Annotated in this window: 23 protein-coding genes, 1 other RNA gene and 1 pseudogene; 7 read left to right on the top strand and 18 right to left on the bottom strand. The window is 61.5% G+C overall.

The genetic code is table 11. The features are described from left to right. Positions 1–54: 54 nt before the first annotated feature. From A4G99_RS10045 to A4G99_RS10005, 9 genes and pseudogenes are all read right to left on the bottom strand, one after another. A pseudogene (locus A4G99_RS10045) lies at positions 55–1,124 on the bottom strand (methionine synthase). After that, positions 1,121–2,116: a 5-methyltetrahydropteroyltriglutamate--homocysteine methyltransferase gene (locus A4G99_RS10040; protein WP_066142890.1), complete on the bottom strand. Its 996-nt coding sequence runs from the start codon at positions 2,114–2,116 to the stop codon at positions 1,121–1,123. Before A4G99_RS10040 ends, A4G99_RS10045 begins: the two are co-directional and overlap by 4 nt. Positions 2,117–2,283: 167 nt before the next feature. Next, entirely contained in the window at positions 2,284–2,859 is a 576-nt protein-coding gene (locus A4G99_RS10035) for a HemK2/MTQ2 family protein methyltransferase (RefSeq protein ID WP_066142887.1), read from the bottom strand. Further along, positions 2,856–4,055 carry a mechanosensitive ion channel family protein gene (locus A4G99_RS10030; protein ID WP_066142884.1) on the bottom strand — a complete coding sequence of 400 codons (1,200 nt, stop codon included), beginning with the start codon at positions 4,053–4,055 and terminating at the stop codon, positions 2,856–2,858. Before A4G99_RS10030 ends, A4G99_RS10035 begins: the two co-directional genes overlap by 4 nt. Beyond that, positions 4,055–4,939, bottom strand: coding sequence for a 16S ribosomal RNA methyltransferase A (locus A4G99_RS10025; protein ID WP_066142881.1), 885 nt, complete (start codon positions 4,937–4,939; stop codon positions 4,055–4,057). Before A4G99_RS10025 ends, A4G99_RS10030 begins: the two co-directional genes overlap by 1 nt. Positions 4,940–5,046: 107 nt before the next feature. Further along, a complete protein-coding gene (locus A4G99_RS10020; RefSeq protein WP_066142878.1) occupies positions 5,047–5,619 on the bottom strand; it encodes a DUF655 domain-containing protein in 573 nt (190 codons plus the stop codon). A 43-nt stretch (positions 5,620–5,662) separates the two neighbouring features. Further along, positions 5,663–6,019: an RNA polymerase Rpb4 family protein gene (locus A4G99_RS10015; RefSeq protein WP_066142875.1), complete on the bottom strand. Its 357-nt coding sequence runs from the start codon at positions 6,017–6,019 to the stop codon at positions 5,663–5,665. 3 nt (positions 6,020–6,022) lie between these two features. Further along, positions 6,023–6,313, bottom strand: a complete 291-nt coding sequence (locus A4G99_RS10010; protein WP_066142872.1) for a 50S ribosomal protein L21e — start codon at positions 6,311–6,313, stop codon at positions 6,023–6,025. A 139-nt stretch (positions 6,314–6,452) separates the two neighbouring features. Next, positions 6,453–7,442 (bottom strand): aldo/keto reductase, encoded by a 990-nt coding sequence (locus tag A4G99_RS10005; RefSeq protein WP_066142869.1) that lies wholly within the window; start codon positions 7,440–7,442, stop codon positions 6,453–6,455. Positions 7,443–7,551: 109 nt separating this feature from the next. Here A4G99_RS10005 and A4G99_RS10000 point away from each other — a divergent pair, with 109 nt between their 5' ends. Then, a complete protein-coding gene (locus A4G99_RS10000; protein WP_066145098.1) occupies positions 7,552–8,718 on the top strand; it encodes a cystathionine gamma-synthase in 1,167 nt (388 codons plus the stop codon). A 74-nt stretch (positions 8,719–8,792) separates the two neighbouring features. After that, positions 8,793–9,455: an MBL fold metallo-hydrolase gene (locus A4G99_RS09995; protein WP_066142866.1), complete on the top strand. Its 663-nt coding sequence runs from the start codon at positions 8,793–8,795 to the stop codon at positions 9,453–9,455. 22 nt (positions 9,456–9,477) lie between these two features. Here A4G99_RS09995 and A4G99_RS09990 read toward each other — a convergent pair whose 3' ends face one another. From A4G99_RS09990 to A4G99_RS09970, 6 genes are all read right to left on the bottom strand, one after another. Next, positions 9,478–9,744, bottom strand: a complete 267-nt coding sequence (locus A4G99_RS09990; RefSeq protein ID WP_066142863.1) for an elongation factor 1-beta — start codon at positions 9,742–9,744, stop codon at positions 9,478–9,480. Between the two features lie 3 nt (positions 9,745–9,747). After that, a complete protein-coding gene (locus A4G99_RS24350; RefSeq protein WP_082837777.1) occupies positions 9,748–9,924 on the bottom strand; it encodes an HVO_2753 family zinc finger protein in 177 nt (58 codons plus the stop codon). Between the two features lie 57 nt (positions 9,925–9,981). Then, entirely contained in the window at positions 9,982–10,374 is a 393-nt protein-coding gene (locus tag A4G99_RS09985; protein ID WP_066142859.1) for an OsmC family protein, read from the bottom strand. Positions 10,375–10,483: 109 nt separating this feature from the next. Continuing rightward, positions 10,484–11,017, bottom strand: a complete 534-nt coding sequence (locus A4G99_RS09980; protein ID WP_066142856.1) for a GrpB family protein — start codon at positions 11,015–11,017, stop codon at positions 10,484–10,486. Between the two features lie 243 nt (positions 11,018–11,260). Continuing rightward, positions 11,261–11,986, bottom strand: a complete 726-nt coding sequence (locus tag A4G99_RS09975) for a metal-dependent hydrolase (protein ID WP_066142853.1) — start codon at positions 11,984–11,986, stop codon at positions 11,261–11,263. A gap of 150 nt (positions 11,987–12,136) precedes the next feature. Further along, complete coding sequence (locus A4G99_RS09970; RefSeq protein WP_066142850.1) at positions 12,137–14,530, bottom strand: amino acid permease; 2,394 nt, start codon at positions 14,528–14,530, stop codon at positions 12,137–12,139. A 321-nt stretch (positions 14,531–14,851) separates the two neighbouring features. Here A4G99_RS09970 and A4G99_RS09965 point away from each other — a divergent pair, with 321 nt between their 5' ends. After that, on the top strand, positions 14,852–15,583 hold the full coding sequence (locus A4G99_RS09965; protein ID WP_066142848.1) for a fumarylacetoacetate hydrolase family protein: 732 nt from the start codon (positions 14,852–14,854) through the stop codon (positions 15,581–15,583). Between the two features lie 26 nt (positions 15,584–15,609). On the opposite strand, the gene A4G99_RS09960 is transcribed toward A4G99_RS09965, so the two are convergent. After that, positions 15,610–16,773, bottom strand: a complete 1,164-nt coding sequence (locus A4G99_RS09960; protein WP_066142841.1) for an NAD(P)/FAD-dependent oxidoreductase — start codon at positions 16,771–16,773, stop codon at positions 15,610–15,612. 154 nt (positions 16,774–16,927) lie between these two features. On the opposite strand from A4G99_RS09960, the gene A4G99_RS09955 reads away from it, so the two are divergent. The 3 genes from A4G99_RS09955 (at position 16,928) to A4G99_RS09945 (ending at position 19,017) form a co-directional block, all read left to right on the top strand. Continuing rightward, on the top strand, positions 16,928–17,173 hold the full coding sequence (locus tag A4G99_RS09955; protein ID WP_066142839.1) for a YhbY family RNA-binding protein: 246 nt from the start codon (positions 16,928–16,930) through the stop codon (positions 17,171–17,173). Continuing rightward, a complete protein-coding gene (locus A4G99_RS09950) occupies positions 17,173–18,054 on the top strand; it encodes a mechanosensitive ion channel family protein (RefSeq protein ID WP_066142837.1) in 882 nt (293 codons plus the stop codon). The genes A4G99_RS09955 and A4G99_RS09950 overlap by 1 nt, the downstream gene beginning before the upstream one ends. 72 nt (positions 18,055–18,126) lie before the next feature. Next, positions 18,127–19,017, top strand: coding sequence for a succinylglutamate desuccinylase/aspartoacylase family protein (locus A4G99_RS09945; RefSeq protein ID WP_066142834.1), 891 nt, complete (start codon positions 18,127–18,129; stop codon positions 19,015–19,017). Positions 19,018–19,054: 37 nt separating this feature from the next. Here the strand turns inward: A4G99_RS09945 and ffs are convergent. Both ffs and A4G99_RS09935 read right to left on the bottom strand, forming a co-directional pair. After that, an RNA gene (ffs, locus tag A4G99_RS09940) (signal recognition particle sRNA) lies at positions 19,055–19,366 on the bottom strand. Positions 19,367–19,469: 103 nt separating this feature from the next. Next, the gene (locus tag A4G99_RS09935; protein WP_066142829.1) at positions 19,470–19,730 is read right to left on the bottom strand and encodes a DUF5658 family protein; all 261 of its coding nucleotides are present in this window, start codon (positions 19,728–19,730) and stop codon (positions 19,470–19,472) included. A 406-nt stretch (positions 19,731–20,136) separates the two neighbouring features. Here A4G99_RS09935 and A4G99_RS09930 point away from each other — a divergent pair, with 406 nt between their 5' ends. Then, positions 20,137–20,445 (top strand): DUF5798 family protein, encoded by a 309-nt coding sequence (locus A4G99_RS09930; protein ID WP_066142826.1) that lies wholly within the window; start codon positions 20,137–20,139, stop codon positions 20,443–20,445. Positions 20,446–20,473: the final 28 nt, after the last annotated feature.

Here is a 20,473-nt window from a genome sequence, read left to right as displayed (position 1 = left end):
AACTTTTTTGGTCGAAAAACAGGAGGAGACTCGTCTTTGGGACGCCGTCGAGCGTCAGTCGTCGGCGCTGACCGCTTCGCCGCCGATATCGATCTCACCGGCATCGAGTTCCGCTTCGACTTCGCGCGCGGCTTGCACCATGTTGGCCATCTTGCCGTACGCCACGTCGCGCGGGAGCAATTTCAGACCGCAGTCGGGACTGACGGTCAGTTGCTCGGGCGGGACGATTTCGAGTCCCTTCCGGATGTTCGCCTTGATCTCCTCGACGCTCTCGACTTCGGCGGTGTGGGCGTCGGTGACGCCGAGCGCGAGGTTCGCGGTGAATTCGGGGTCGCGGAACACGTCCAACTGCTCGAAGTCGCGTTGGCGAGTTCGAGGTCGAACTCGTCCACCGGGAACTCCAGTATCTCGGGATAGATACGCGAGTAGTCGCCGTAGCAGACGTGCAGACCGAGGTAGACGTCGTCCGGGATGCCGTCCGCGATGCGCTCCAGACAGCCACCGACGATGGCGTGATCGTCCGGCGTCGTCGCCAGTGCCGGTTCGTCGATCTGGATGTAGCGTGCGCCCGCTTCGACCAGTTTCTCGATCTCCTCGTTCACCAAGTCCGCGAGGTCGTAGGCCAGCGACTCCTCGTCGTCGTAGGCCTCGTTGAAACTCCAACTCGCCAGCGTGTACGGGCCGGTGATGGGCACCTTCACGGGACGCTCGGCCACCTCGCTGGTGAACTCGTACTCGTCCACGAGCCACGTTTCGTCGTACTCGACGTCAGTGACGACGCTCGGTTTGTCGAAGTAGTTGTGTCCCCACACTTTCACCGGACCGTTGAACTCGTAGCCCGAAATTCGGTGGGCGAAGTACTCGACCATCTCGTTGCGCCGCATCTCGCCGTCCACCACGACGTCCAGTCCGGCGCGCTCGTGTTCGTCCGTGATGAGGCGGGAGGCGTCGTCTTTCGCTTCCTGCCACGCCTTCCCGTCGAAGTCCGCGTCGGGGTCGTTGTAGAGTTCGCGCGAGCGGTCCACCCACTTCGGCTTGGGGTAACTCCCGACGATGGTCGTCAGGATGAAGTGGTCGTTGTCGTGATCCTCCGGACGGAATTGCTCTCGGCTATCTTCAGTCATATTTCCACCTCCTCCAACCGCGCGGCCTCACCGAGCGCGGCCAGTTTCTCCTCGAATTTGTTGTACGGCAGGTAGAACGGCTCCGTGTTCGTGGTGAGATACACTTTCTCGAACTCGTTGACCGGCGTGTTCTCCTCGAACCAATCGACCCGTTCGGCGACCGTCTCGGGTGATTCGACCAGCGTGTTCTGCCCGTCGACCAGTCCGAGCGACACCGAATCCGTCGTCCCGAACTCGTTGATGTTGGACAGACAGCCGTCGTGGTCGGTCACGAGGTCGTAGCCGAGCGCGTCGATGTCGGCGTCGAGGACGTGTGCGTGGACCTTCTCGGTGAGCGACCCGAAGTACGGTTGTACCACCACGTCGGCGTCCGTCGCGTTCGCGACGACGTCGATCGCCTCGCTTGCGCGGGCGTCCTCACCGTCCGCGGGCGGGTTCTCCACGAGCGAGGGTTCGAGGAGGAACAGCGTCTCGACGCTCGGGAACGCCTCGACTTCCCCGGCGAGGAACTCCGCGACCGCGGCGAGGAACTCCTCGTCGTCGCCGTAGTAGTCATCGGTAGCGAGGTCGGCGAGCGAGTAGGGACCGGGGAGGACGGCCTGCACGTCGTCGGCGAGTTCGGCGGTCGATTCCAGTTCGTTCGCCACGTCGCCGTCGAACGTGAGTTCGTCCACGACCACGGGGTCGCGATAGAAGTTGTTGTTGTCGTAGTAGCGCACGATTCCGCCGGTTTCGACCGAATCGTGTACCGTCAGCGGATGAGCCAGCATGTCGTCCCAGCGCAGTTGCCCCTCTACGACCCGGTCGAGTCCGGCGTCCTGTTGCACCGCGACGACTTCCTTCCGTGCGTCGTCGTACACCGTGGTCAGTTCCGACCCTTCGTCGCCCGAGATGAGGTCGTGTTTCTGGTGGCCCTTCAGATCGGAGAGATCGTCCTTCGCCCAATCGGGGAGCGGAAACAGCCCCGTGGATGTGGCGATTCGTTCAGTCATGTACTCCGGGGTTAGTTATGCTGGTGTTTAATATTTTCCGTTCCTGAAAATGTTTCGCAGTAATCTCGGTGGCGGTCAGCGGACGAGTTTCAGAATCATCAACGGACGAGTTTCAGAATCATCAACGGACGAGTTTCAGAATCATCAACGGACGAGTTTCAGAATCATCAACGGACGAGTTTCAGAATCGTCAGCGTCTCGAACGGGAACGACTCGTCGCGGAGCGCGACGGCACTAAAGCCGTTCTCGCCCGCCCGCGAGACGACCTCTTCCACGCCCGAGAGACTGCTGACGAGAAGGTACACCCGGCCATCGGGCGCGAGCACGCGCCCGACGGCGTCCAGGAACGGGTCGATGACTTCCCGCCCGGATTCGCCGCCGGAGAGCGCCTTTTCCATCCAGTCGTCGCGTTCGTCGTCCGGGTCGGTCGGGAGATACGGTGGGTTGAACAGCACGGCATCGAACGCACCGTCACGGAACGGCGACACCAAATCCGCCCGCACCGCTTCGATTCCTCGCTCACGTGCGCGCTCGCACGCGTGAGGATTGACGTCCGCCCCCACGACGCGGGCACCCGTCTCGTCGGCCACGTGCTCCGAGACGTATCCCGACCCCGTGCCGACCTCCAGAACCAACTCGTCCGCCGTTATCCCCTCGGCCGCGACCGCCGCGAGCAGATGGGAGTCCTCGGCCGGTTGATACACCTGCGTTTCCTCGCCGCGTCGTTCCGCCAGATCAGTCATCGTTCGTCACCATCCCCGTCCGCCGAGTCGTTCCCTCCTTCGTCCGCCGCCGTTCCACCGTCGGTCGCTTCGCCGCCGTCCGTCGTCGCCCCGAGTTCGCGTTCCCGCCCGCGGGCGACCTGGAATCCGTTCGTCTCCGCACGCCCCGACAGTTCGCGCTGCGGGTACGGAATCTTGATGTCCTCCTCGTCGAACGCGGCTTTCACCGTGTTGATGACCGTCGTCTTCGCCCGCCACTTTCTGCGCGCGCTGGGCTTGTCGATCCAGAACCGAAGGCCGAGGACGACGGCGGAGTCGCCGAGCGACTTGGTCACGACCTGCGGGGACGGAACCGCCAGCACGTCCTCCGGTTCGTCCATGGCTTCCTCCGCGATTTCGGTGGCTCGCTCGATGTCGCCGTCGTAGTCGATGCCGACGTCCACCTCCAACCGCAGTCGTCCCTTCCGACTCCGGTTGATGATGGTGTTCCCGCCGACGATGTCGTTGGGAATCAGGACGTACTCCCCGTCGAACGTCTGTATTCGCGTGTTGAAGATCGAGATGTCCGTGACGATTCCCTCTCGCTCCTCTATCTCCACCCAGTCACCGATTTCGAACGGTCGAGCGAACATCAGCATGAACCCGGCCAGCACCGCCCCGAGGGTCTGCCGAGCGGCCATCCCGACGACGATTCCGAGGAACCCCGCACCGACGAGGATTCCCGTCAGGTGCTGGCCCCAAATTCCGAGGATGGTCGCACCGGCGGTGACGTACACCGTCACCTGCGTGAGACGATGCAGTATCTGGGCTTGGTGGCGCGAGATGGCATCCCGGTGTCTGGTGAGTCGGTCGACGGCCTCCCGAACGATTCCCACGACGACGTAGGCGACGACGAGGGCGACTACCGAGAGGAGAAGTCGAGCCGCGTTCTTCGAGTTTAGGGCCTTCTCCAGGTCCTCACCCGAGAAGAATAGCAACGTCGAGTGGACGTAATCCCACGCGAACATCAGCGTCAGCACCGCCAACGCGGCGAAGACGACGAACGATGCGGTTACGATGACGTTCACCAGCGCGTTCGGCAGCGTCTTTTGGAGTCTCCGCCGTCCGCGCCACGCCACGACGATTCCGGCGAGTAGCGCGACGAGGACGAACGCCGAGACGAAGAGGCGTGCGTCTATCCCCACGAAGCCACTGAACCAATCGATCATCCCCGCCATCAACCACCACCCCGTCCGTACTCGTCGGCCACGCGCGCCATCGCCGCGAACTGGGCGGGCGTGACCTTTCCGGCGCGTTTTCGAAGGATATCCTCACCCAATACCTCGTCGTCCGGGGATTCGAGCGCGTCCACGACGGCGTCCGGGTCGTCAAGCCCCGAGATGTGGGCCGTGTTCCGGATCCCGTTACGAATCGTCTTCCGACGCTGGGTGAAGACCGCCTTCACGAAGTCGAGGAAGAACGCCTCGTCGTCCACCTCGTACTCCGGGTCCCTGGGGGTCGTCCGAACGATTGCGCTCTCGACTTCGGGTTGCGGCGCGAAGGCTTCGCGCGGGACGGTTTCCACGACCTCCACGTCGGCGTAGTGCTGTGCCGTCACCGACAGCCTGCCGTACTCGTCGCTTCCGGCCTCGGCGGCCATGCGCTCGGCGAACTCCCTCTGGAACATGAGGATCATGGGTTTGCCGAGCGGGAGCAATCGAAACGCTATCTCGCTCGAAATTCCGTACGGGAGGTTGGCGATACACGCCGAAAAGTCGGGGAGTTCGACCGACAGCGCGTCGCCCTCCACAACAGTCAAATGCCCCGCTTCACGCTCCGCTCGAAACTCGCGGCGGAGGAAATCGGCGAATTTCGGATCGCGTTCGACGACCGTCACGCGGTCGGCGACCGCGAGCAGGCGGTCGGTGAGGACGCCCGGTCCGCCACCGATTTCGAGCACGTGGTCGAGACGCATCTCCTCGGCGTACGTCGGTATTCTATCGACGACTCGGTCGTCCACGAGGAAGTGCTGGTCACGGTTCGGGTTCCCCCGCGCGCCGGCGCGTCGGATCAGCGCATCGGGGTCTCTCCGTCCGGGTTCCTCGGGTGGCGAGCGTTCCATCGTTGCCCCCTCCTACCGGAGCGAGTGGCGTAAACCCACCGAGTTGCGACTGGGAGTCGTTCCGGAAATGCGCACGGAAACGATGCGCGGAAGAAACGTAATACCCGTCAGTCGTGACGGGCGAACGTTCGGTATTTCAGATCGTCCGAGCGGATCTCTTCGAGGATCCGCTCGACGAGGACCTCCTTCGGGTTGTGAAGTCCCGAAACACGGTCTTCGAGGTCGTCGAAGCTCTCGAACGGCTTCCGCTTTCGCGTTTCCAGCACGTGGTTTCGCAGTTTCTTCCCGATACCGGGAAGCAGGTTCAACTGGTGGAGTCGGAGGGTGATCGGTTGGGCGTCGTTGTAGAAGTCAACGAACCGCCTCTCGTGGCGGTCGACGATGTCCGCGACGGCGTGTTCGAGTTCCGACTGTGCGGCGGAGGTGAGGTCATCGTAGGGGATTTCGCGCACGTTGGTGACGTTTTCGCGCGCCTCCGGGGGTTCGATCGGAATGCTGTCGCCGATACCGACGCTCTCCCCCTGTTCGAGCGTGAGTTCGAGGAGGTGGAAATCAGATTCGGTGAGGACGTAGGCGACTGGCTCTTTCTGGTATTGCGGACGGTCGTCTTCTGCCCGACCGTTCGGCAGGAAGTCGAGTACAACAGCCGACGCTTCGCTGTCAGTCTCGGATTCACTCATTGGGCTGGAATACGGCGACGAGCAACTTAAAGAATCGGTGAAGCTACTCGTACTTCGCCACGACGTTCAGTATCTCGTCCAGCTCGTCGCCCGAGAGGGTAAACCGCTCCTGTGCGTACACCGCGCGCAGTTCGTCGCGGTCCTGCGGCAGAAGGTCGGCGATTTTGTAGCCCGTCTGCTCGTCCACCTTTTCGAGTTCGAGCAGCTCGGCGACCAGCTCGCGGGATTCCTCGGCATCGAGGGCCGCGAACCGGTTGACGTGCTCGATGGCCCGGGAGAGGTTGTACGGCATCTCGCGGGTTTCATCCAGCGCACGTTCGCGCTCGATGTCCGCGAGGAGCTCCTTCGCCTCGGGCGTGGTGAGATACTCCTCGTCGAGCTTTTCCTTGAAGATAGTCATAGCTTACTTCTGTTCGCGGAGGTGTGCGGGCTGGGTGATGAGCGTCTTTTCCTTGCCACCGTCGTTGATGATGACCTTGTATGCTTTACCCTGCTTTCCGACGACTTCGCCTGTGCGACCGTTGAATCGCGGGTGGAAGCGTCCTTTTCGCACGCTCGGGTCGATCTTGAGGTGGACTTTCTGTCCGTTCTCGTACTGCTGGACTGCACGCTGTGGTGGCGAGGTGCCACGGTCGCGGGGGTTGTTCGACAGTTTTTCTCGGGTGGTGTTGTACGGTCCGTTCGAGCTCGGCATAGTCGTATGACGCTCTTGTTCAGTGACGGTTATAAAAGATACGTTCCTCGTCGGGGAAAACCGCCTCCCCGTGCCGATCGTTCACACTCGTTTTCGGTTCGTCGGTTTTGGCGTCACAGTTCGGGGTCTCAGTTCGAAGTCACCAGCGATGATGAACCGCGTCGGCCACGTGTGCTTCGTAAATCTCGTTCGTGCGCTCCCGCTCCTCGGCGGTGAGCGGCGGGAGGGATGCGGCGACGACGTTCTCCCGAATGTGGTCCGGACTGGTCGACCCCGGAATGACGGTCGAAACCGCGTCGTGGTCGAGTATCCAGCGGAGCGAGAACTGCGCCATCGTCGCGTCCTCGGGCACCAACCGTTCGAGTTCGTCCACCGCTTCGAGCCCCCGTTCGTACGGAACGCCCGCGAACGTCTCGCCGCGGTCGAAGGCTTCCCCTTCGCGGTTGAAGTTCCGGTGGTCGTTCTCCGGGAACTCCGTTTCCTTCGATAGCTGTCCGGTCAGCAGGCCGGACGCCAGGGGAACGCGAACGATTACGCCGATGTCGAGTCGGCGCGCTTCCTCGAAGAACAGCTCCGCCGGACGTTGACGGAACGGGTTGAAGATTATCTGGACCGTCTCGACACCCGGATATTCGATGGCTTTCAGCCCCTCCTCGACGCGTTCGACGCTGACGCCGTAATGGTCGAGTTTACCCTCCGCCTTCAAGTCGTCCAGCGCGTCGAACGTTTCCGGCCGATAGTAGACGTCCGTCGGCGGGCAGTGTAGTTGAAGCAGGTCGAGCGAATCCATATCAAGATTCGTCCGGCTCCGGTCCACGAACTCGCGGAGATTCGATTCCGCGTATCCGGACGCCTCGTGCGGGTCGAGTCGTCGTCCGGCCTTCGTCGCCACGACGGGCCGTTCGTCCGTCTCGTACTCCGCGAGCACGTCGGCGATGACGCGCTCGCTCCGTCCGTCGCCGTACACGTCGGCCGTATCGAGGAACGTGATTCCGGCGTCGAGAGCGGCGCGAACAGCCTCGTGAGCGGTCTCCTCCGAGACGTCTCCCCAGTCAGACCCGATGTTCCACGTTCCCATGCCGATTTCAGTTATCTCGTAGCCCGTCGTTCCGAGCCTGCGTTCGTCCATACGGTTCGACACGGACTCTCACTACATTGTCTCTTTGCCCGACCGCGAAACGAAAGTCGCTCGACCGCGAGACGAAAGGATAACCCCGCTCCGGTTCGTCCGCTCGCGTATGACCGACAGCGACGATTTCAGGTTCGAAACGCGCTCCATCCACGCCGGACAGGAACCGGACGAGGAGACGGGTGCGCTGATGACCCCCATCTACGCTAACTCGACGTACGTGCAGGACGGCCCGGGCGACCACCGCGGCTACGAGTACTCGCGCACGGGCAACCCGACGCGCACCGACCTCGAAGACAATCTCGCCAGCCTCGAAGGCGGCGAGTACGGTCGGGCCTTCTCCAGCGGGATGGGTGCCATCAACACCGTCCTCAACCTGCTCTCCTCGGGTGACCACGTCATCGCCAGCGAGGACGTGTACGGCGGAACCCACCGCATCTTCACGCAGGTGTACGCCGACTACGACGTCGAGTTCTCCTTCGTGGACATGACCGACCCGAGCGAAGTGTCCGACGCGGTGCGCGAGAACACCGAACTGTTGTGGGTCGAGACGCCGACGAACCCCCTGCTCAACGTCGTGGACATCGCCGCGATGGCCGACATCGCCGAGGACGCCGACGCGCTCTGTGCGGTGGACAACACGTTCGCCACTCCGTACCTCCAGCGCCCGCTCGAACTCGGCGCGGACGTCGTCTCACACTCCCTGACGAAGTACCTCGGCGGCCACTCCGACGTGGTCGGCGGCGCGCTGGTCACGAACGACGAGGCGCTGGACGAGAAGTTCGGCTTCTACCAGAACAGCGTCGGCGCGACTCCCGGTCCGCACGACTGTTTCCTCGTCCTGCGCGGGACGAAGACCCTCGGCGTCCGGATGGACCGCCACTGCGACAACGCCCGCGCCATCGCGCAGTGGTTGGACGACCACGAAGCGGTGGACACGGTGTACTACCCCGGCCTCGAATCACACCCGAACCACGAACTCGCGGCCGAACAGATGAGCGACTTCGGCGGCATGGTCAGTTTCGAACTCGACGCCTCGCTCGAAGAGGCGGCCGACGTGGTCAGCGAAACCGAGGTGTTCACGCTCGCCGAGAGCCTCGGCGGCGTCGAATCGCTCATCGAGCAACCCGCGACGATGACCCACGCCGCGATTCCGAAGGAAGAGCGCTTGGCGGCCGGACTCACCGACGGCCTCATCCGCGCCAGCATCGGTATCGAACACGTGGACGACCTGAAAGCCGACCTTCAATCGGCGTTCGACGCGGCGTTGAACTAGAGTTTTCGTCTTTTTATCCGGAACCGAGTGCCGGTGCCCAATGATACACCACGTTGGGACCCATCCCTTCGTGCATGGAACTCACGGATCACGTGTACGCGTTTCCACTGACGTACGACCTCGGTGACCGGGAGATGACGATATACCCCTCCGGCGTCGAAACCGAAGACGGACTCATCCTCCTCGACGCCGGGTTACCCGGTAAAATCGACACGCTGGCCGACGCGCTCGCCGAGGACGGCTTTTCGCTGGACGACGTGGACACGCTGTTTTTGACCCATCAGGACGGGGACCACGTCGGCGGCGCGGCCGAGTTGCTCGACCGAACCCACGCCAGCGTCGTGGCATCGACCGGTGACACACCCGCCATCGAGGGCGACGAAGAACTCGTCAAGTCGGACCGATACCCGCCGATCAACGTCGATATCGAAGTCGTGGACGGCGTCACGTTCCGCACCGAGGCCGGGCCGATGCGCGTGGTCGAAACGCCGGGGCACACGCCCGGCCATCTCTCGGTCGTCCTGCCCGAGGCCGAACTGCTCATCGCGGCCGACGCCACGGTCGCGGACGAAGACGGACTTCAGGGACCGAACGAAACGTTCACCCCCGAGATGGAGATGGCGATACGTTCCCTCGGCAAACTCGCCGCGTTCGACACCAGCGGGACGCTGTGCTATCACGGCGGGTTCGTCGAGGACGCCGATGTCGAAGCGACGTACCAGTCGCTCACGAAGTAGAAACGAAAAACGAAACGAGGAATTATATTCGACCGACGTTCTGCACGTCGATGCTCTCGACGCCTTCGACGGACGAGAACGACTCCTCGACGGCTTCCGTGCCACCGGCATCGTCGGGGACGATGACCGTCGGCAGGAGCGCGATGAGGCCGAACGCGACGTCCTCGCGCTCGAAGCCGTTGATTTTCGCACCCTCAGGGAGCGAATCTTCGAGTTTCTCTTGGAGGTCGTCCAAGTCGATTTCCGGGCTCTGCGGCATCACTTTGACTTTGGCTGCTACTTTTCCCATTGTTTACGGTCCGAGGAATGCACAGTTGGGGCATTCGTAGAGGTTGCTCTGTTTGCGGCACTTCGCACAGCGGTAGATGGTCTGCCCACAGTCAGGACATTTGAACGAGGCAGCGTTCGTGCCGGAGATGTTGATCCCGCACGAGACGCATTTTCGTGCTTGTTTTTGGGTCTGACTCATACCCCCACGTTCCGCCGCGCGACTTTTAACGCTTCCCTTTCGGGGTTCGAGACGGCGTTAGAACGCGCCCGTCTCGACGGTCGCTTCGGCGTGCAGGCTCTCTTTGACGGCGTCGTGAACCTTGCAGAGTTCGAACGCACGGTCGATGACGTCCTGTGCGGTCTCGTCGTCCGCTTCGGTCTCCCACTTGATGTCGAACGCGACGGCTTCGAGTTTGTCGTCGTCGTTCAGGTCGCCGCTCACGTCGATCTCAATCTTGCCGAGGTCGCCCGCACCGCGCTGTTCGCCACCCACGCGGAGGGCGGGGACGTAGCACGAACCGTACGCCGCGAGGAGCGTTTCGAGCGTGTCCGGCGCGTCCTCGCCCGTCGCGTCGATGGTGACGGAGAAATCGCGGATGTCGTTTTCTGCGCTGTAGCCCTCTTCCGACGTGGTAGTGACTTCTGGCATTGCAGTTTCCAGGTTCGCCCCAATACTCCTAAGGCTTGTTCTTCCGGCCGAGTGTGTCGGAATATGTACAACGGAGAACGATTTACGGAGTAGTGGAGATGACGTTCCGTTATTCGATTTTTGGGTCGTACCCTTCGTTTCGCGCGCACTCCAAGATGGACTGGATGATGTCCGATTTCGCACGGGTGTATTCGGTGATGTCGGTCGAATGGTTTTCCGCCGCTTTTCGCTTGACCTCCCCGTACTCCTCGCGTGCTTCCGGATGGTCACGGAGATACTCCCGAAGGAGGAGATATCTCGTCACGGCGTCGGAGTACCGTGGCCGGATGTGAACGTTGAACTGCTGGCCCTCGTCGTGGTTTCGCCCGAGTGAAATCCAATCGTCCGGTCTGTCCTGCTCTCCCGGAGAGTATCCTGCCTCTTGCAGCAGTTCGGCACACGTTCTTCCCTCGTCCATATCCGAAACGACCGGGCAAATGTCCACGATGGGTTTGGCGGGCAATCCCGGCACGGAGGTGCTCCCGATGTGTTCGATGCTGACGACGTGTTCCCCGAGTATTTCCTCCATTCGGGTCGCTTCCCGCTCGAAGTGAACCGGCCATTCCGGATCGTACTCCACGATTTCGATACGAATGTCTTCCATGGAATTCCAGACTGGGTATCCGGAAATATTACGTCTTTGATTGTTTCACGATTACAGTTACTGGAGGGCAGTCCTCGAAAGCCTCCGCCACGGTTGTGCGACCGGACGGGGGCTTTCTGAACTTTTATCGCGGTAGTTTCGGTTCCAAGGTCTCCTGTTCAGTTCATCGCAACCCTCAACGTACGCGAACACCTGAAAAGTAGAAAACGAAACGTCACGTCCAGCGCGTCTTACCGTTCTCCGTCACCAGAGTTGGTCGGAGAGGTCGAACGTCTCGTCGCCGTCCAGAACGTGGACTTCGGCGTCGTTGCCGGTGGCCTCCACTTCGCGGACGAAGTCCTCCGGGTCCTGCTCGATGGGCGGGAACGTGTCGTAGTGCATCGGGAACGCGTAGTCGGCGTCGACCCAATCCACCGCGACGGCGGCCTGCCACGGCCCCATGGTGTAGTGGTCGCCGATGGGAACCGCGACGGCGTCGGGTTCGAGGAACGGGCCGATGACGTCGCGCATTTCGGTCATCAGGGACGTGTCGCCAGCGTGGTAGAACGATTCGCTCTCCTCGTCGGAGACTTGAGTCGGCTTCGTGTCGCTGATGACGAATCCGGCGGGCATGCCGCCGGAGGCTCCGTAGCCCGTGTCGAGGCCGTTGGTGTGGTCGGCACGAACCATCGTGACGAACGCGTCGTCGGCTTCGAAGGTGCCGCCCATGTTCATCCCGGTGCCGTCCTCGACGCCGTACTCGTCGGTGACGTAGCCGATGACCTCCGGCGTGGCGACGAAGTGCGCATCACGGAAGCGGTCGGCGTCCGCGATGTGGTCCGCGTGCCCGTGCGTGAGCAGGACGTAGTCCGGGTCGAGTTCCTCCGGATCGGTGTCCGTCTTCGGGTTGTCGAAGAACGGGTCGATGAGGAGTTCCGTGTCGTCAACGGTAACGTGCCATGTCGAGTGTCCGTACCAAGTGAGTTCCATGGTGTGGGGTAGGATTGTGCCTGAGCAGTCTTAAAAGATGTTGGCGACGAATGGGGTGTTCCGAGCGGACGCCGTCCGGTGGTCACTGCGAAACGACGGTGGATCGCACGTCGACGGACGACCGAAAAAAGACTCGAATCCGAGCGCCGATTACAACCAGCGCTGAAGGAGCGAGGTGATGCCGAGGTTCTTCTTCGCCATGATGACGATGTTCTCCGAGCGCCGAGCGATCTCTTCGGGAACTGCGCCGAAGACGATCTGTTCGAGGAGGCCTTCCCGCGTCGCACCGATCACCGTGAGGTCGAAGTCGGCCGAATGCTCCAAGATCGCGTTCGAAACGTCGTCGCTCTCGATGACTGCGGTATCGACTTCGCCGTCAGTGTCGAACTCCTCCGCGGCTCCGTTGACGAGCTCCTGGGCTTCCTGCCGGTCGCTCTCGGAGGCGTCCGGAGAGATGATGTGGAGAATTTCGACGCGAGCGTTCTCCGGTCGTGCGATTGCTTCCGCGATGGTCGTCGCGTACTCGGCGTGCGGGCCGCCCGCCATCGGCACGAGGATGGAGTCGATGTCGGAGGACGCCGATTCACCGATGCGCTCGACGAGAACGTCGGCCTGTGCGTCCTGTGCGATTCGATCGACGGTACTCCCGAGAACGATATCACGGCGTCGGGCTTGATCGCCGCCCTGCCAACCGAGGAGGACCGCGGTACTGTCGTGTTGGTCGATGGTGTTGAGGATGGCGTCGGCCACGTCGTGACCGATTCGAATCGTCCCGCTCACGGGGACGTCCGCGTCTTCGCCGATTTGGATGGCTCGACTGAGGACGTTCTCCTTTTCGTCGGTAACGAACTGCCGACCCTGGGAGAGCGGCGTCTGCGGCGAGACGGTGACGACGCTCGTCACCAGTATCTCGCCGTCGTTCTCGCGTGCGAGGTCGATAGCCGTCTGCATGAGTTGGTCCGCGTTTTCCGGATTGGCGATGGGGACCACGAGTTGATAGTCACGGCGTTCGGTCGCACGATGCGAGACGACCGTCGGGGTCTCCTGTTCGAGTTTCTCCATCTCCTTCTCCTCGGAGTAGGCGTACCAGACGGCGATGCCGATGGCGAACCACGCGGCCATCGTCACCAACGCGGTGAAGCCGTCCTCCCACGGGCGGAGCCCGAGCGAAGTCAAGAGGAAGGGGGTGAGCAGCAACTGGAAGACGATACCGAGGATCGGAATCCACGGCATGAACGGGATTTTGAACGGACGATCCAGGTTCGGCCGGTTCCTCCGCATCGCGATTGCGGCGATGTTCACCATGGAGAACAGGAGGATGAACATGACGCTGGAGGAGGCCGCCACGCTTTCGATCGGGAGCGTGAGGGCCATCAGCATGATGATGGCTCCGGAAACCGCGATGGAGAGGTACGGCGACCGCTTCTCCTCGTGGATGTCCGAGAGTTTCGGCGGCAGGAGGTTGTCACGAGCCATCGCGAATCCGATACGACTCGACGCATACAGCGTGGCGTTCAGCGCACTCATCGTCGCGGCCAGACCGGCGACGAGCAGCAACGAGAGACCGTACGGGACGAACTGGCCCGCCGCTCGAATGATACCGAGTTCACCGAGGTTACCGAGGAGTTGCCACGTGTAAACCTGTCCCGTCTCTCCGGACATGTTCGCGAAACCGAGCAGCGTGTCGGTGATGTGAATGCCACCGATGGAAGCGAACGCGACCAGAATGTAGATCGGAATGACGACTGCGATCGAGTAGAAGATGGCTTTCGGGATGTTCGTCCCGGGATCCATGACCTCCTCACCGCTCTGAACGATGATGTCGTATCCCTCGAACGCGACGTAGGTGAAGCCCATCGCCGCGAGAATTCCGCCGATTCCGGCGGGGGCAAATCGCGGGCTGGACAGGAACTTGGTCGACCAGTCCGGCTGTTTGAACGTCGCCAGCGCGCCGAAGATGACGAAGACGCCGAGGATGATGATTTTCGCCGTCGTGATGACGATTCCGATCGTACCGGTTTCCTCCGCGCCGCGATAGTTGATGTAGGCGAACAAGGCGATAACGAGACCGGCCAAGAGTCGCTCGGTCAGCCCACGGGTCAAAAACCCGAAGAGGACGAATTCGTGACCGAGACCGGTGTAGACGCTGATGAACTCGGTGAGGAACACGCCGAAGGTGACCGCATAGAGTGCACAGGCGACAGCTTGTGCGAACCAATTGGCCCATCCGGTGTAGAACCCGTACGGACTCGGCAGTGCCTCAGTCACCCAGCTGTACGCCCCGCCAGATTGGGGAAACGACGCCCCGAGCTCCGCGTACGACATCGCAGTGAACGTCGCAACGATCCCGTTCAAGAGGAACGCGAGCATGAGCGCGGGACCGGCGAGACCGGCGGCGAACCCGGTCAGCGCGAAGACACCCGCCCCGATCATCGCCCCGATTCCGATAAAGGTGATGTCCCACAGACTCATGTCCCGCGAGAGCTCTGTACCGACATCCCGCTGAGAGGCATTTTCGTTCGCCTCCGTCGTATTCTCAGCCATTGTTTAGTCTATCTGATGGAGTCCTTAAAAGGTTAAATAACTGGCCTTGTCTCCCGCCTTCCCTTATATAGTGAAACGGTACGAAAGGTGGTTAGCATGGGCGAGTGAAGCGGTTCGTCCTTCGATTTGGCCAACAATCTTTTACCTCAGTTCGATTGGATTTGGCCCACGCGGAGCGTGGGTAAAAGTGAGAGGAACGCTCGGAGCCCAAACGTCACGACCGTTTCGCTTGGCGATCGAACACGGGTCGTGAAACGAGGTCCGTCGCGAGTCGTTTCCGGCAACCGAACCGTTTTGCGTTCCCCCTTCGACATCCCGGATATGCATCGAGTCAGATTCCGAGACCCGGCAGGGTCAGTCAGAACTGGCGAATGGCGCGACGGAAAACTCCACTTCGCGGACGACAGCTACGACCCGGAGGACGTCGACATCCTCGCCCCGAGCGAACCGACGAAAATCGTCTGTGTCGGCCTGAACTACGCGGACCACGCGGCCGAACGGAACAAGGACGTTCCCACGCGTCCGCTCCTGTTCCTCAAACCGCCGAACGCGGTCGCCTCCCACGGCGACACGGTTTCACTGCCCGCTGGAAAGGAGCGCATCGACCACGAGGCGGAACTCGGCGTCGTCATCGGCGAGCAATGTCGAAACGTCGCCGAGGAGGAGGCGATGGACGTCGTGGAAGGGTTCACGTGCGTCAACGACATCTCGAACCGCGACGACCAGGATTTGGAACAGAACTGGGTTCGTGGCAAGGCGTTCGACAACTCCTGTCCGCTCGGTCCGGTGCTGGCGACACCCGACGAAGTCCCGGACGACGCGGGCGTCCAACTCAGGGTCAACGGGGAGGTGAAACAGGATTCCTCGCGCGACCAGTTCATCTTCTCCGTGCCGGAACTCATCGCGGAAATCACGACCTACCTCACGCTCGAACCCGGCGACGTCATTATCACCGGCACGCCCGCGGGCGTCGGACCGCTGGAAGACGGTGACACGGTCGAGGTCGAAATCGAGGGAATCGGAACGCTCTCACACGACGTGCGTAGTCCGTAGAAAACGAAGACGTTTTTCCGAGCTAGTTAGAGGACGCTCCACGCCTGGACGGCGCGGTTGAACGACGAGACGTCGGCGATCCAGCGTGCCGCAATCGTCTTCTTCAGTGTCTCCGCGGCGACGGAGTTGAACGTGCTGACGGGGAAGTCGAAGCCAGCGACCTTGACGCCGTGTGCGACGGCCTCGTCGCCGATGGAGATGACGGTCCCCTTGTCGTCGAACGTCCACGTCTTGAGCGGTTGTCCGTAGATGGAGCGGGAGACGTTCTCGCCGACGACTTCCGCGGCCTGCCACGCGGCCTGTGCGGTCGGCGGTGCCGGGTTCTCGCCCTGATCGATGATGGCGCAGTCTCCGATGGCGAACACGCGCTCGTCACTGGTCTGGAAGTCCGATTCCGCCGTGACGCGGTTGTGCTGGTTGTCGAGTTCGGTGCCGTCCATGGCGTCGCGGCCGGTCACGCCGCCGGTCCAGACGAACACGTCGTAGTCGAGCGCCTCGCCCTCGTCGAACTCGATCGCGTCCTCGGTGGCCTCCGTGATCGGGTCGCCGGTCAGGATGTTGATGTCCTTTTCGAGGACGTACTTCTTCACCGTTCCCTGCAGTTCGGGGTCCATACCGGGCATGATCTCGTCCATCGCTTCGACGAGGTAGATGTCGATCGGTGCACGGTGCTTGTCGCGGTACTCGGCGATTTCGCCCGCGCTCTGAATGCCCGACAGTCCGGCCCCGCCGATGACGACCTTCGCGGGGTCGTTTCGGGACGCCGTCTTCGCGGCTTCCTTGACCTGCTCGTGGATTTCGAGCGCGTCGTCCAGGTTCTTGAGCGTGAGCGCGTTCTCGGCCATCCCGGGGATGCCGTAGAAAGCGGTCTTGCTTCCGAGCGCGACGACGAGATAGTCGTAGTCGAGGTCAGCGCCCTCGTCGAGTTCGACCGTCCGGTCGTCGGTGTCGATGGCCGTGACGGTGTCCTGCACGAATCGGGTGCTCGGCGATTTTATCTCGTGGATCGGGATCGTGATCTTGTCCATTGCCCGCGGATCACGGATGACACGGTGGGACTCGTGGAGGACGAGGTGGTAGTCCTTCTCCGAGACCCACGTAATGTCAGCGTCGTCGAGTTCTTCTTCGAGTTGCTGTATCGCGCCAGCACCAGCATAGCCAGCACCGAGCACGACGACCTTCTGAGTCATACTCGGACATCTGGATTCATTCGATACAAAGGTGTTGAAACCCGCAAGCGAGTGTGTGATATTGTCTCCCTCGATTGATTTTATGGTCCAGCGACGAAACCCGACGTGTTGGTTGCAAGCTTTAAAGTCGGTCGCGCCAAACTATTCGGCACTTATGAGCAATCAGGAGTTGCGAAAGGAGGCACACGACCTCGACGTGACGGTGTGGGTCGGCAAGAGCGGACTCGATGCGGTCACCGAGGAGTTGAAAGGACAACTGCAGAACGAGAAACTCGTCAAGGTGAAATTCCTTCGGGCGGCTCGCGGCGGCACCTCGACCGACGAACTCGCGGAGGAACTGGCTGACGAGGTGAGCGCCAAACTCATCGAAACACGCGGGAACACGGCGGTGTTCCACTGATGGTAAAGCCCCTCCCGTTCCTGAAAGATATGATGGAAGCGGGGTATGCGATGGCGGTGACGCAGGCGATCTACTTCGTCGTCTCGTTCGTCGTCCTCTACCTGCTCGGCCGTATCTTCGTCATTCCGGTGGTCAAACGACTGCTCGACAGACAGGGGTACGACGAGAGCGTCAAAATCCCGCTCACCAAAGTCACCCAGTTCGCGGTGCTGTTCGCTGCTGTCGGCATCGCGTTCGCCCTCGCAGACTACGGGAACATCCTGACCGCACTCGCTACCATCGCCGCCGCAGCGACGTTGGCAGTCGGCTTCGCCCTGCAGGACATCATCGCCAACTTCGTCGCTGGCGTGTTCATCTTCACGGACAAACCGTTCAAGATCGGCGACTGGATCGAGTGGGACGGCGACAGTTACTCGGGTATCGTGGAGGACATCGACCTCCGCGTGACGCGCATCCGGACTTTCGACAACGAACTGTTGACCGTGCCGAACTCGGTGCTGACCGATGGCGTCATCAAAAACCCCGTCGCCAAGGACAAGCTTCGCGTCCAGTTCCTGTTCGGTATCGGCTACGACGACGACATCCACCGAGCGACCGAGATAATCCTCGAAGAAGCTCGAAAGCACGACGAGATTCTGGACGACCCGGAGCCCTCCGTTCGGCTCACCGAACTCGGGGACTCCTCGGTCGGTCTCAAATCCCGCTTCTGGATTTCGGACCCGAAGCGCAGTGACTTCGTGAAAACGCGCGGGGAGTACGTCACCGCGGTCAAGGAACGCTTCGACGCGGAGGGAATCGACATCCCGTACCCGTACCGCAACCTCGCGGGCGGAATCGAGATCTCGAACCCCTCGGAGTTGGCCGTTCTCTCGGAAGACTGAGACCGATTGACTTTTTATAAATTTCAACGGTCATGAAATAGCGTTGAAGTAGTTCGGGAATTATCTGCCGGTATGAACGATAGGAGACGAGCCTTTCTCTCGACCGTCGGGTCCGTATCCGTCGGCGGTACCCTCGCCCTCGCTGGCTGTGCTGGCGATTCGAAGAACCGGGCCGCGGGGAGGACGACGTCGAACAGGGAAACGACCGAAACGACCGAGACGAGCACGGCGACGTCCTCGACGACGGGGGAACGGACCGTGAGGACGTCCCTGATTCGGAAGGGAACGAAACAGGAAACGATCATCTACGAAATCAATTCGGGCACGTCCGGTCCGACCGCGTACGTCGAAGGCGGAATGCACGGAAACGAGGAGAGCGGTTACTGGGCCGCGGAGGACATCCGAACGTGGGACATCGACGCCGGGACGCTCATCGTTCTCCCCAAGGCGAATGTCCGAGGGGTACGACACGAGCGACGAGAATGGCCGGGCGAGATGGATTTGAACCGGCAGTTCCCCATCGGCGACCCGCCGAAGAACGCGCTCGCACGGGAAATTTGGGCGGCCATCGGCGACTACGACCCCGACGTGTTCATCGACCTCCACAGTTCGAAGGGAATCTTCGAACGGGAGGGTGACGACGGCGTAGGTCAGAACGTACTCAGGTCGAAGCACCCGAAAATCGTCAACAGCGTCGGCAACGCCGTCAAACGGCTGAACGACGAGTACGTCACCGGCTACTCCGACGTGTACGACTTCGTCTCCACGCCCCTGACCGAGACGAAGTACGCCCGCACACCGATGCTCGTCAACAAGATGCGGGCCGACCGCGACACTCCCTCGTGTCTCTTCGAGGTCACGCAGGACGACGTAAAACCGAAAAAGCGCGCCCGCTGGACGAAGGTGTTCGTGGATAGCATGCTCGATACGTGGGGAATCCGGGCGTCGCGGATGAACGAGTAGAACGGCTTCTCAGCTCTTCGGGAAGAATGCGATATGAATGTGGACGGCCGGAGTTGCCCGGCGTTCCGAACCGGGGAATCCCTGTTGCCTCCTCCACCCCGCGATCCTACGAGCGACAGCTGTTCGATGGTCCGCTGCTCACTTCCGTGCCTGACGGATTGCCACCGACTAACTGCGCCGAGACACTCCTGCGAGTGTTCGCCGCAGACCGCTGGCCCCGCAGGACGAGGCTTCTGCGTTGGCTTCCGGGGCCCGGCTCGGTCTGACCGGACGTGTCCGGAGTTCGGTTCCCGCTCAAGACCATAGCGCGGGCGAAGAGCAGGGCCTAACTGCCCAACCTAGTCCACTTCACAGTAAACCACACCGCCTTAAGGGCCTTTCGGGTTTCGTGTTTCGTGATCCGCGGTTCCCGTTTCCCGTTTCGTGCCGAAACTTACCCGACTGGAACGACGTTAGCCGACCGTGACGATGGCCACGAGGTTCGAACAGACGACCAACAACCCGACGACGAGATAGACGAAACTCCCGAGTCGGAACGTCCGACGGGAACGGCGCGTCCATCCCGAAAGGACGATCAGGAGGACGACCGTCGCTCCCTTGAGAAGTAACAATCCGAGGAGACCCATCTCCCCTAACAGGTGTGCGACGAACGGGTTCCCCTCGTTCAAACCGAGTCGAAGGCCGACGCCGGTCGTCACCACGTCGCCGAGCATCACTCCTAGCACGGCGGCTAGCAGCGGAGCGGAAACGTGTGACCACGATCGAGCGATGGCGTTCGGCAACACGGAAACACATTCACCCTCACGTCACTTTGTTATAGGCCGACTGTCAGTCGGTAACGCTCCGCTGTCGACGACAAAGCGACCACTATCGGTTGAGTTGGTTGTTCCAAGCCTTCCTTTTGGGAGGTCGAACGGGACGAACGAAATCGTCGGCGATAGCCGTCGAGCGTTACAGACGCCCCGCGTTTCCCGATACGAAAATCTCCATTTCGACGCCATACCGAGGTATAACGCCCAGTACCACGCGAATATGGTCGAATATGCTCCCAGTTTGGGTTGGCTGCACTTCCTTGCTTGAGTCGGAAAACCCACATTACCTCGGAACGAACGGCGGTGTATGGGTCTAGGAAGCACGGCCAAGAAGCTTCAGACGGTCGCCGAAACGGCGGAGAAACTGTACGCCAAACTCAACGAACTGCGCGAGCAGATACAGGATATGCGCGATACGCTGGAGACGACGAACGAGCGCGTCGAAAAGCTCGAAACCGAAAACGCACATCAGCGTGCGCTCATCGAAGCGTTGGCCCGCGAGGAGGGTATCGACGTGGACGAAGTGCTGGCCGACATCGAGTCGTCCGAATCGAGCGACGGATCGAACGACGAATCGAATGACGGGACGGACGAGACGGTCGAAGCGAGCACGTAAGGCTCGCCGACGGACATAATAACGACTA

Source organism: Haladaptatus sp. R4 (assembly GCF_001625445.1).
Lineage (GTDB): Archaea > Halobacteriota > Halobacteria > Halobacteriales > Haladaptataceae > Haladaptatus.
This window is presented reverse-complemented; position numbering and strand designations above follow the sequence as displayed.